Raw genomic sequence first — 10,837 nt, 5'->3', positions numbered from 1 at the left:
GATCACGAGGAGGGCAGCATCGAAACCGCCGACTCCGGCGAGCATATTTTTGATGAAGCGCTCATGCCCGGGAACATCGACGATACTCAGTCGGCGGCCACTCGGGAGCGTCATCCAGGCGAAACCGAGATCGATCGTCATTTCCCGTTCCTTTTCCTCGCGGAGTCGGTCGGGATCGATCCCGGTGAGTGCTTTGACGAGCGTCGATTTTCCGTGATCGACATGCCCAGCAGTGCCGATGACGAAGGTCTGGCGTGTCATCCCTTGACTGCGCCTCCTACCCTATCTCGCGAAAGTGTACCGTGTGGTTGCAGAGAACGATCACGACGGGGGAAGGAGCACGCCCGGTGTCGATCGGTCCGTATCGGATTCCTCGATCCTCGCGGTACGTGGCGCTCGATGCGACTGCGGTACCAGCGCTCCGTGTCGAGACAGGCGCGATCGTCGAGTTCGAGACGAGCGATGAGCCATACGAGTCGCTCGCCAGAGGCATCCCGATCGACGAGATCGGATTGGATCGCTTCAACCAAGTGACCGGTCCGCTCGCGGTCGATGGGGCGCACCCGGGTGACGCACTCCGAGTCGATATCCTCTCCATCAGCATCGAGCGGGCTTGGCTGGTCTTCATCCACTCGTTCGGTCCGCTCGGGCGACTCTTACCGAAGACAGCGTGCGAACGCTTGGACGTGCATGACGGACGACTCGTCGTCTCCGAACGACTGCACCTCCCTCTCCAGCCGAGTATCGGCTGCATCGGGGTCGCTCCCGCTCGAGGTGCGAGCTCTACTTTCCGGCCGGTCTGGCCATGGGGAGGGAACCTCGATCTGGCCGAACTCCGCGCCGGAAGCACGATCTGGCTGCCGGTCCAACGACCGGAAGCATTCCTTTTCCTGGGTGACGTGCATGCTGCGATCGGTGCGGGCGAACCGGTACACGTCGCGATCGAAGCTGCCGCACGAGTCACGGTTCGAGTCGCGGTCGATCACCAACTGCGGCTTTATGGGCCGTTGGTTCGCAGCGACGATGAACTCCTCGTGCTCGGCCTCGGACCCGATATCCCGAGCGCTCAGCAGGCTGCGCTCGCCAACGCCGTCGCACTGATCCAGCGTGCATTCGACCTCACGACCCGTGAGGCGTATGCCTTCGTCTGCGCGTGCCTCTCCTACCGGTTCGGCGGACCAGCCGGCCCGGTCGTGGCTGCCGCGCTTCCCTTGGAGCCGGTCATTCAGCTGTCTGGGAGCGCGATGCCCAGCTGGCTCGCCAGTTCCTGAGGTGTGGTAACCGGTCGCTGGCAGGAGAAATTGCGGCAGACGTACGCTGCCGGCTGTCCGTCGACCAAGAATCGCTCGGCCAAAAGCGGAACGATCGTCGCGGCCATCTCGTCCTCCGGGCGGCGCACAGCGAGGACACGATTCGGCAGGTAGCTGGCCTGGACGACCCGAAGAAGCGCGCGCGTCTCTTGTTGCGTCGGATCACCGACGATGGCGATTTCGAATGGTTGACCGAGCGCGAAGTCCATCGCGAGCAACAGTTGCCCGCAGGCGATCGGGTGCTCGACGGCGAGCTGGGCGTACCGTTCCAAGAGCGTTCGCGCTCGGTCGATCAAGCGATGCTCACCCAACAGCGTACCCAAACGAAGCAGTGCTTCGGCTGCTGCTCCATTACCGCTCGGCGTACCTTGATCGATGAACGTTTTCGGGCGGACGATCAGTTGTTCCGCATCGCTCGCTGTGTCGTAGAAGTCACCGGCTACCGGGTCGCTGAACTTGGTCAAGATCGCCTCGGTGAGTTGGCGTGCCCAGGCGATCCAGGATGGATCGAAGGTCGCTTCGTAGAGCGATACCAAGGCATTCACGAGATTGGCATGATCGTCGAGGAATCCCGGGAATCGTGCCTCCCCTTCCTCCCACACGTGGTAGAGCGTGGTCCCGTCCCACAACTGGTCCCGGAGAAAATTCGCTGCACGCTCAGCGATCGCGACGTAGTCGGGGCGATCGAACGCAGCGCCTGCTTCCGCGAAGGCGCGGATAGCGAGCGCATTCCACGCAACGATCACTTTCTCGTCACGGGCCGGATGAGGGCGCTGATCGCGTGCCTGGTAAAGGCGAGCACGGATCGCGGTGATGCGCTGATCGAGCTCATCGAGCGAAAGGACGAACTCGCTCGCGATCGTCGCTGGATCGTCCGCAACGTGCAGGATGGACTTGCCCTCGAAGTTTCCACGCGGTGTGACGCCGAAATAACGACAAGCGAGTCGAGCGTCCTCGTCCCCCAAGACGGCTGCTATTTCCCCTGGTGTCCACAGGTAGAAGGCTCCTTCCCCCTCCTCACTATCGGCGTCCTGGGCAGCGAAGAACGCTCCGTGGTCTCCACGCATCTCGCGCTGCAGGTACGCGAGCGTCTCTTCGGCGACGGTGCGGCAGAGTCGGTTGCCCGACGCGAGGTAGGCGAGGCTATACACGCGTGCCAGCAGGGCGTTGTCGTAAAGCATTTTCTCGAAGTGCGGGACGAGCCACGCTTCGTCGACCGTGTAGCGGTGAAACCCGCCCCCGATCTGGTCGTGGATGCCGCCAAGCGCCAGAGCAGTGAGGGTCTGAAGCACCATTTCCAGCGCGCGCGGTGCGCCGGCGCGGCGGAACGTCCGCAAGAGAAATTCGATTTGCAACGGGGAGGGAAACTTCGGTGCGGTCCCGAAGCCCCCATGCTCCCGGTCGTAGTGAGGGACGAGATTGCGGGCCGCCTCATCGAGCAACTGTTCACGCAATGGTACTGCCTGGAGCGGTGGGCGTGTCTGCTGGTGAAGATAACTGACGAGATCCTCGGCTGCGCGCTCGACATCGGCGCGGCGCTCCCGATAGGCTTGGGCGACGGCGAGGAGGACGCGTGGCCAGGCCGGTAATTGACCTCGGTCTTCCGGTGGGAAGTACGTACCGCCGTAAAACGGTTTGCCATCGGGAGTCAGGAAGATGTTGAGTGGCCAGCCCCCGGAGCCCGTCATTGCTTGCAACGCGTTCATGTACAGCTCGTCGAGGTCTGGGCGCTCCTCACGATCGACTTTGATGTTGACGAAGAGCTCGTTCTGGAGCTGAGCGATTTCGGGATTCTCGAAGCACTCGTGCTCCATCACGTGGCACCAGTGGCAGGAGGAGTAACCGATGCTGAGGAGGATCGGTTTGTCCTGCTCGCGGGCGACTCGGAAGGCCTCCTCGCACCAGGGGTACCAGTCGACAGGATTGTCAGCGTGCTGCCGCAGGTAGAGACTCTTCTCATTGGCGAGGCGGTTCGGCATGGTGAACCTCGCTCCCCTGTGCACGTCTTCGTGGCCGGTTTCCAGCGTCCACCGGTTCGTTCGATGATACCCGATTCGTCGTGTCCGAAGACGCTGCGCTGCCTGGGCGGAGCGTTCATGAATGAGAACCCCTTTACCGTACCTGCTGTGGATCATCCGGTCTTGGATCACGCGCTGGTGCCGCTGCTCGAGCCTGAGGGGACAGAAACGCTGGGCAGCCGAGCAAAGTGGCTGCCCGTGGAGGGCGATCGGTCCATCGCTCGCGGGGTCGCCGCAGGTGAGCGTACGAATCCTTTCCTCGCAGTTACGGCACAGGGCGCTCTGTTGTCGGTTGACGGAGAAGGTTCGGCGTGCTAGTCTGGACCTATGTGCGGTTCTCGAGCGAGACCGTGCAGGGGAAAGGGGGTGATGCCCGGAATGAGTAGCCACGAACTTCCGGGCGTCACCGTGGAGGTAGTCGGGTAACCGGCTTTCCCGCGGGGGCGCCCACACCAACCACCGAGCCGGCCTCATCAGGCCGGCTCGGTGTTTTCTCGGGTATCCTTCGCCATGGAAGGAAGCATGAAAGCGAAAGGGGCGTGCACGGTGACGAGTCATGCCGGGGCGACTGAAGCATATATCCACCGTATTGAGGAGTATCGCAAGCGACGGGACGAGTTCTTCAAGTCCAACGAGAATTCCCCGCTCCTGCCAGAACAGCGGGAGCGCTTTCGAGGGTTGCGCTATTATCCGGTAAAGCCTGAATACCGCTTCGTCGTCGAGTTGCAACGCGACGGTGTCAGCCAAGAGCGCGTGATACTGGGTACCACGACGGGTGAGCCGAAGGAGTTCATCGTCGCTGGTCGCGTGACGGTCGAAATCGAGGGGAAGCCAGTGACGTTCACGGTCTACCGGGAGGTCGGCCGTGGGCGCTATTTTCTCCCCTTTCGAGATGCGACTGCCGGGAGCGAGACCTATTCGGTCGGTCGCTATCTCGACCCCCAAGAGACACCGGACGGCAAGCTCGTGATCGACTTCAATCTGGCGTACAACCCGTACTGTGCCTATAACGATCGTTGGACCTGCCCTATTCCGCCCCGAGAGAATATCGTCGATGTTCCGATTCGTGCTGGCGAAATGGCCTATCCTGACTACGTCTCGGTCACCGAACAGGAAAAACCCTCAGGACCGACGCCGTTGATCGGAGGATGAGGTGGGGCTCGAGGTCACTGCGAGTACGACGCCTTTGGCGCTCGTCGAGGGTACGGTCGTTCTCCCCGTCGGGCAGGATGGCCAACTGGATCGAATCGTCGGGATCGATCCGGGAGTCGCCGACCGGCTGGTTCGAGCTGCGCGGTCGGTCGGGGTAGCCGGGCGTGTCGGGCAAGCCGCGCTTTTACCCCCGATCGACGGTTTGGCGGCCGAACGGTTCATCGTTGTTGGCATGGGAGCGGAGCAGCAGCGATCGCTCGTCGACGTGCGACGTGGGGCGGCACTGGCGGCCAAACTCGCCGGCGAGGTCGGTGCGAGTGTGCTCGCCTGGCCCATCGTAGCCGTGAGCGGATCGAGCCCTGCTCGAGTCGCCCAGACGATCGTCGAGACGACAGCGCTGACCAGCTACCGGTTCCACCGCTACCGATCCGGTGAGGGTGGAACGCGGTTGCGGCAGTTGGTCGTACTCGGTGAGGGGACTCAGGTCGAGGAGGGAATCCAACGCGGACGTCTGACGAGCGATGCAGTGTGCTTCGCCCGTGACTTGACCAACGAGCCTGCCAACGTGCTCGACCCCGAGCGGCTCAGCGGGATCGCGTGGGAGATCGCCCAGGAGACTGGGCTGGCCTGTTCCATCTACGATCGGGCGCTGCTCGAGGAACTCGGTGCCGGGGCGATTCTTGCGGTGGGGCAGGGCAGTCGCCGAGAACCGCGACTCATTCATCTGGTCTATCGGGCGGATGGTGATATTCTCGGTCGCATGGCTCTGGTCGGGAAAGCCGTCACGTTCGATGCGGGCGGGTTGAGCCTCAAGCCAGCAGAGGGAATGGAGCGGATGAAGGGAGACATGGCGGGGGGAGCAGCTGTCCTGGCTGTACTGCGAGCGCTTCCCGCGTTGCACCTCCCGGTGGAAGTGCATGGAGTCGTGGCGGCGGCAGAGAATCTTCCCGATGGAGAGGCGTTCCGGCCCGGAGACATCCTGCGTACCTTGAGCGGGAAGACGGTCGAAGTCATCAGTACCGATGCCGAAGGACGGTTACTCCTCGCAGATGCACTGACGTTCGCGGTGCGACAGGGGGCTGACCTTTTGGTGGACATCGCGACATTGACGGGTGCCTGTGCGGTCGCGCTCGGGCGCGGTGGAAGCGGCGTGTTCGCAAGTGATGATTCGGTCGGTCAGCTGATCCTCCAGGCAGCGAACGAGGTAGGTGAGCGGATGTGGGCTCTTCCACTCTGGGACGACTATCGCGAGCTCCTCAAGAGCGAGCACGCCGACCTGAAGAACACAGCCGGTCGTTGGGGAGCGGCGATCAATGCCGCACTCTTCCTCCGCGAATTTACCGAAGGGCGCCCCTGGGCGCACCTGGATATCGCCGGGCCGGCGTGGTCGGAGCAGGGAACGTTGTTTGGGCCGGCCGGTGCGACGGGACACGGAGTGCGGACGCTGCTCCGCTTCGTGGAACTCTGGGCGGAACGACGAGGAGCGGCAGCATGAGCCGAGCTTTCGCCCGCCGCTTTCAGGTTGCGACCGGTGGGCGCGATCAGATGCTCGATCTCACTCCGCAGGTTCGCGAGACGGTCGCAGCCAGCGGGATCCGGGAAGGATTGGTCTGCGTCTTCGTCGCGCATTCCACGGCAGCCGTGTCCGTCTCGGAGTACGAGCCAGGTCTGATGCAGGACGTCCGGATCGTCGCTGAGCGCATCGCTCCACAGGGGATGGAGTACGCACACGACCGTCTCAATGCCGATGACAACGCCCACAGCCACTTGCGGTCGCTGGTGGTCGGGCCGTCGGTCACCGTGCCACTCGTGTCAGGCGAATTGACTCTGGGAACCTGGCAGCGCATCGTCTTGCTCGACTTCGATACCCATCCGCGGACACGCACAGTATGGGTGCAGGTGCTCGGTGCGACGTGACGTGGTCCGAACGATCGCCGATCTCTTGACCGACTTGCGAACGCGACGCGGCTGGCCCCTGCGGGAAGTCGCCCAACGGAGCGGTCTCTCCATCGCTTATCTCAGCGAGTTGGAACGTGGTCGCAAGTTACCGACGCTCGAGGCGCTGGATCAGCTCGCGGCCGCGTTCGATTGCACACTGGCGGCATTCTTGCGTTTGCTCGCCGACCGCTTGGAGGGACCAGCGACCGACGTTCGTCATGACGCCGAATTTCAGGATTTGGAACCGGCCGATCGATCCGAACTGGCGTGCTATGCTGAGTACTTGCGCTGGCGGCGTTCGCACTGTGGTCAACGGTAACAGTGAGTAGGGAGAAAAGATCTGTGGGAACCGATCGACTGACGGCACTCTTCGTCGACACGGGCTGGCTCGCCGAGCGGCTCGGTGACCCGCTGGTTCGCGTCGTCGACTGCCGGTATTACTTCGATGATCGGGACGGGTACGGAGAGTACCGCAAAGGACATATTCCGAGTGCACGTTACCTCGATTGGACAGTAGTGACCGTCGACCCGCATGACCCTGTGGCCTACCGACTCGCACCGTCACGATACATAGCAGCCCGGCTGGGTGAGCTGGGTATCGGTGACGAGCATCTCATCGTCGGCTATGACGACGAGGGTGGACACTTCGTCGCCCGCCTCTGGCTCGCGCTCGCGTACTACGGGAAAGCTGATCGGCTGCGCATCCTGGAGGGGGGCTGGACTCGGTGGGTGGCCGAGGGACGACCTACCGCGACCGATGAGCCGGTGTGGCCTCCGGCTACTTTCCACCTGCCGCCGACACCCGTGCATCCGGAGCTGGTCGCTGATGCTCGTGATGTCTTGGAGGCAATCGCGTCTGGGAGGAGCGTCGTGCTCGATGTGCGGCGGCTGAGCGAATATACCGGTGAGGAGGTGCGTGCGCGCCACGGTGGTCATGTGCCCGGGGCACGCCATTGGTTCTGGCAACGGAGTCTCGACTGGGAGGGCTTACGAACGTTTCGGTCTCCGGAAGAAGTGCAAGCGGGGCTGGCCGAACTCGGTTTGACCACCTCGATGCCAGTCATCACCTACTGTCACGGTGGAGTGCGTGCGGCGCACGCTGCGCTCGCGCTGACACGGGCTGGGTTCCGACACGTGCGCGTTTATGTCGGGAGCTGGGCGGAGTGGGGAAACCGCGACGATCTACCGCGAGCGCTCGGGCTTCCGCATGGCGACGGACGGGAATCATGACGGTTTGAGAGCCAGGATGCGCTGAACGATTCCGGCGCGTCGTCGCTGCTCCTGGAGCACGTGAAAACCGTTTGCGACGACCAACGGAAGTGGTTCGCGGGCGAGATGATCGTGGGCGAATCGCACGCTGAGCGGTTCGATCAAACATTGCGCGAGCCCCAGGAGCCGGCGATCGCTGCGGACATGTTCGACGAGGACGAGGCGTCCCCCGGGTCGAAGCACACGGTAGGCCTCACGCAGTGCTCGTTGGGGGTTCGGAATCGTGCAGAGACTGAGGATCGAGAGGACCGAGTCGACGCTCGCATCGCGCAGCGGAAGGGCCTGCGCATCGGCACGCACGAGTGTCACGGGACGGTCATGAGCCTGGGCGCGACGTTGGGCAACGCGGAGCATGCCGAGACTGAGGTCGATACCGATGAGGACAATCTCTCGCCGAAAGAAGGGTAGCGTGCGACCCGTTCCGATGGCGATCTCGAGGGTTCGCCCCACAGCCTGTTGTGCTGCCCAGGCACGCCAGTCACCTAACAGCCAACGCTCCATGCGATCCATCGCCGCATCGTACCAGCCAGCGAGGCGGTCGTAGTGCGTAGCCAGTTCACGCAATGTTCGTTGGTCGTACACCGTCACCTGATCCTCGCACGAGCAGTGTAGCTGGTCGACAGCACTCGGAGCCAGTACTCTTGAAGAGATCGAGGAGCGGAGCGTGCGATGTGGTTGATCGTTCCGGTGATCTTTCTCCTCTCGTGGCGGATGACCCGGCGGTGGGGACAGGCCCTCAATGAAACCGTGGCCTGGATCGTGGGTTATTTGGCGACCGCGGGAGTCCTGTGGCTGACCGACGTGGGAGGACTCGATCTCGTCGATACTCGCCCAAACAGCCCCGGCGCGATCCTCGCTATCCTCGGCGGGTTTCTCGGTATGCTGGTGAGTCGCTGGCGTTGGAAACGGCGAGGTGGTCATCTGGAGCCGCGTACCGACTGGCGGAAGGCCTTGATTCACGGTGCGGCTCGCCTGAGCGTGCGACGCTCCGCCGATCGAGGCACGGCTGTCGGGAGTCGAACTGGCAGCGCTTCCGGTTCGGATGTCACCGCGATGGTCGGGCGACTACTCGGTCGTGCGGCGGCCAACCTTTTCGTTCCTGAACTGCGGCGTCGCAACCCCTGGTTCCGGGCGATGCGGGCTTTGGTCTCGCAAGACGAGACGCGGCAGCGACGACCGTGAGGGTATTGGGAGGGAGGCAAGGGAGTGGAGCGGTCGCTACCGACGCGCGAGGAAGCGTGGCAACTGGTGCGAGAGTTCACGACACAGCCCCACCTTTTGCGTCACATGCGGGCAGTGGAAGCAGCCATGCGGGCCTATGCCCGACGTTTTGGTCAAAACGAGGAACTATGGGGGTTGGTCGGGATTCTGCACGATTTCGACTACGAGCGGTACCCGAACATCAGTACGCAGGGACACCCGGTCGTCGGTGCACGCATCTTGCGCGAGCGCGGGTACCCGGAAGAGGTCATCCGGGCGATCTTGGCTCATGCGAGTGAGGTCACCGGGGTCGAACCGGAGTCACTGCTCGAGAAGACGCTGGTCGCGGTCGACGAACTGACCGGGTTTCTCGTCGCAGTGGCATTGGTACGCCCGACCAAGAGCATCCTCGACGTGGAAGTGTCCAGCGTCAAGAAGAAGTGGAGGGCGAAGGAGTTCGCTGCCGCGGTGAACCGCCAGGAGATCGAGCGCGCGGCAGCAGCGCTCGGGGTTCCGCTCGAGGAACACATCCGCATCGTGCTGGACGCGATGAAGGAGATCGCTCACGAGTTGGGGCTGGAGCGGCGGCCAGTCGAGGCGGCTCAAGCTGGACCGCAAGAATAGAAGTGAAACGAGGGGCATTCCTCTCGTGAATGCCCCTCGTGTCGCGACTGAACGCGGAAACGGATGCTGCAGGAGCGAGGGCGAATCGAACCCTGACCGAAATGCTCTCGACGCTCAGCCCGTTTTGATCTCTGTCCAGAGGCGATCCAGCTTGAGAGCGCCCTCTTCACCGACGTCTTTGATCCATTGAAGGCGCTTCCAAACCTCCGGCGGCGGATAAACACCCGGATTGTTGAGTACTTCTTGGTCGATAAAGCCTTGCTCTCGGGCAGCTTTGTTCGGGCTCCCATACATGATGTAGTTGGCGTTGCGTCCAGCGATGTCAGGCCGGTTGAGAAAGTCGATGAAGACCATCGCCGTGTACTTGTGCGGGGCGGTCTTGGGAACACAAAGGTTGTCCTGCCAGACCGTGCAACCTTCGGTAGGGATAACATAGCGGAGGGTCGGCTTCTCTTGCTCACTCATGAGCGCATCGCCGGTCCAGATGTGGGCGATCAGTGCCTCGCCGGCGACGAGCAAGTCATCGTTGTTCTGGCTGGAATAAGCGAGCACGTGCGGCTTCTGCGCGAGGAGTAGCCGCTTCGCTTTGGCGAGCGCATCATCGCTCGTCTCGTTGATCTCGTAGCCCAGATACATGAGAGCCGCCCCGATCACCTCGCGCTGATCGTCCAACATGACCACCTTGCCGCGCACCTCGGGTCGTGGTTCGAACACTTCTTTCCAACTCGCGAGGTCTTCGCCGAGCACGCTGGTATCGTAGCTGTAACCGGAGGTGCCCCACATATACGGCACGCTGTAGGTGTTGTCGGGGTCATAGTACGGTTTCAGATTTTCCGGGTCGATGTTCGCGATCGTCTTGATGACGGAATAGTCGAGCGGCTCGAGAATGCCGAGGTTGATCATGATGCTGACCATGTAGTCGGAGGGAACGATGACGTCGTAACCCGTCGCGCCACCTTGGAGCTTGGCGAGCAGATCCTCGTTAGAAGCGTAGGTGTCCATCGTGACCTTGACGCCATAGGTCTCTTGGAACTCGGTCAGGATGTCTGGATCGATGTACTCCGACCAGTTGTAGAAGTTGAGTTGCTTGTCTAGCTTGCTGCGATCGACATAGTCAGGGATCGCGGCGCCGACTTGGGGTGATGCTTCGGTGGAAGCGGGTGTCGGTGTCGGTTGCGATCGAGCGCAGGCCGCGAGCAAGTTGGCGAGCGCTACCGAACTCGTGCCGAGCAGGGTCGCTCGCCGCAGGAGTTCACGGCGCGACAGTCGCCCCTGCTGCCAGTCGCGGATCCACCGCTGAACGAGTTCCTGCCGATTCATCGTCTC

The 10,837-nt window shown here is 62.6% G+C and carries 12 protein-coding genes; 8 read left to right on the top strand and 4 right to left on the bottom strand.

The genetic code is table 11. The features are described 5' to 3' along the window. A partial coding sequence (locus tag ACWIVK_RS12120) for a GTP-binding protein (RefSeq protein ID WP_448576978.1) occupies nucleotides 1-261 on the bottom strand: 261 nt, incomplete at its 3' end. Between the two features lie 86 nt (nucleotides 262-347). Here ACWIVK_RS12120 and ACWIVK_RS12115 point away from each other — a divergent pair. Continuing rightward, nucleotides 348-1,271, top strand: coding sequence for an acetamidase/formamidase family protein (locus ACWIVK_RS12115; RefSeq protein WP_448576977.1), 924 nt, complete (start codon nucleotides 348-350; stop codon nucleotides 1,269-1,271). Here ACWIVK_RS12115 and ACWIVK_RS12110 read toward each other — a convergent pair. Next, on the bottom strand, nucleotides 1,226-3,289 hold the full coding sequence (locus tag ACWIVK_RS12110) for a thioredoxin domain-containing protein (protein WP_448576976.1): 2,064 nt from the start codon (nucleotides 3,287-3,289) through the stop codon (nucleotides 1,226-1,228). The two genes, ACWIVK_RS12115 and ACWIVK_RS12110, sit on opposite strands and share 46 nt — an antisense overlap. 561 nt (nucleotides 3,290-3,850) lie before the next feature. Here ACWIVK_RS12110 and ACWIVK_RS12105 point away from each other — a divergent pair. Genes ACWIVK_RS12105 through ACWIVK_RS12085 form a run of 5 tightly spaced genes read left to right on the top strand, consistent with a single transcriptional unit; the run spans nucleotide 3,851 to nucleotide 7,648 of the window. Beyond that, nucleotides 3,851-4,480 carry a DUF1684 domain-containing protein gene (locus ACWIVK_RS12105; protein ID WP_448576975.1) on the top strand — a complete coding sequence of 210 codons (630 nt, stop codon included), beginning with the start codon at nucleotides 3,851-3,853 and terminating at the stop codon, nucleotides 4,478-4,480. 1 nt (nucleotide 4,481) lies between these two features. Beyond that, nucleotides 4,482-5,975: a leucyl aminopeptidase gene (locus tag ACWIVK_RS12100; RefSeq protein ID WP_448576974.1), complete on the top strand. Its 1,494-nt coding sequence runs from the start codon at nucleotides 4,482-4,484 to the stop codon at nucleotides 5,973-5,975. After that, the gene (locus tag ACWIVK_RS12095; RefSeq protein WP_448576972.1) at nucleotides 5,972-6,397 is read left to right on the top strand and encodes a secondary thiamine-phosphate synthase enzyme YjbQ; all 426 of its coding nucleotides are present in this window, start codon (nucleotides 5,972-5,974) and stop codon (nucleotides 6,395-6,397) included. Before ACWIVK_RS12100 ends, ACWIVK_RS12095 begins: the two co-directional genes overlap by 4 nt. Further along, the gene (locus ACWIVK_RS12090; RefSeq protein WP_448576971.1) at nucleotides 6,387-6,737 is read left to right on the top strand and encodes a helix-turn-helix domain-containing protein; all 351 of its coding nucleotides are present in this window, start codon (nucleotides 6,387-6,389) and stop codon (nucleotides 6,735-6,737) included. Before ACWIVK_RS12095 ends, ACWIVK_RS12090 begins: the two co-directional genes overlap by 11 nt. A gap of 23 nt (nucleotides 6,738-6,760) precedes the next feature. Then, nucleotides 6,761-7,648, top strand: coding sequence for a sulfurtransferase (locus ACWIVK_RS12085; RefSeq protein ID WP_448576969.1), 888 nt, complete (start codon nucleotides 6,761-6,763; stop codon nucleotides 7,646-7,648). Here the strand turns inward: ACWIVK_RS12085 and ACWIVK_RS12080 are convergent. Further along, nucleotides 7,643-8,269 carry a class I SAM-dependent methyltransferase gene (locus ACWIVK_RS12080; RefSeq protein ID WP_448576968.1) on the bottom strand — a complete coding sequence of 209 codons (627 nt, stop codon included), beginning with the start codon at nucleotides 8,267-8,269 and terminating at the stop codon, nucleotides 7,643-7,645. The genes ACWIVK_RS12085 and ACWIVK_RS12080 overlap by 6 nt on opposite strands. 87 nt (nucleotides 8,270-8,356) lie before the next feature. On the opposite strand from ACWIVK_RS12080, the gene ACWIVK_RS12075 reads away from it, so the two are divergent. Together ACWIVK_RS12075 and ACWIVK_RS12070 are read left to right on the top strand one after the other, a co-directional pair. Next, the gene (locus tag ACWIVK_RS12075; protein ID WP_448576967.1) at nucleotides 8,357-8,869 is read left to right on the top strand and encodes a hypothetical protein; all 513 of its coding nucleotides are present in this window, start codon (nucleotides 8,357-8,359) and stop codon (nucleotides 8,867-8,869) included. A 24-nt stretch (nucleotides 8,870-8,893) separates the two neighbouring features. Further along, entirely contained in the window at nucleotides 8,894-9,511 is a 618-nt protein-coding gene (locus ACWIVK_RS12070) for an HDIG domain-containing metalloprotein (RefSeq protein WP_448576966.1), read from the top strand. 114 nt (nucleotides 9,512-9,625) lie between these two features. On the opposite strand, the gene ACWIVK_RS12065 is transcribed toward ACWIVK_RS12070, so the two are convergent. Beyond that, nucleotides 9,626-10,831, bottom strand: coding sequence for a polyamine ABC transporter substrate-binding protein (locus ACWIVK_RS12065; protein ID WP_448576965.1), 1,206 nt, complete (start codon nucleotides 10,829-10,831; stop codon nucleotides 9,626-9,628). Between the last annotated feature and the right edge of the window lie 6 nt (nucleotides 10,832-10,837).

The sequence above is a fragment of the Thermomicrobium sp. genome, from assembly GCF_053493975.1.
Note: the sequence above shows the minus strand (reverse complement) of the source record. Positions and strands in the feature narration are given on the sequence as shown.

Excerpts from the sequence above, each read along its gene's own strand:
- ACWIVK_RS12075 (WP_448576967.1), top strand. The coding sequence starts at position 8,357 with ATGTGGTTGATCGTTCCGGTGATCTTTCTCCTCTCGTGGCGGATGACC.
- ACWIVK_RS12095 (WP_448576972.1), top strand. The coding sequence starts at position 5,972 with ATGAGCCGAGCTTTCGCCCGCCGCTTTCAGGTTGCGACCGGTGGGCGC.
- ACWIVK_RS12065 (WP_448576965.1), bottom strand. The coding sequence starts at position 10,831 with ATGAATCGGCAGGAACTCGTTCAGCGGTGGATCCGCGACTGGCAGCAG.
- ACWIVK_RS12105 (WP_448576975.1), top strand. The coding sequence starts at position 3,851 with ATGAAAGCGAAAGGGGCGTGCACGGTGACGAGTCATGCCGGGGCGACT.
- ACWIVK_RS12110 (WP_448576976.1), bottom strand. The coding sequence starts at position 3,289 with ATGCCGAACCGCCTCGCCAATGAGAAGAGTCTCTACCTGCGGCAGCAC.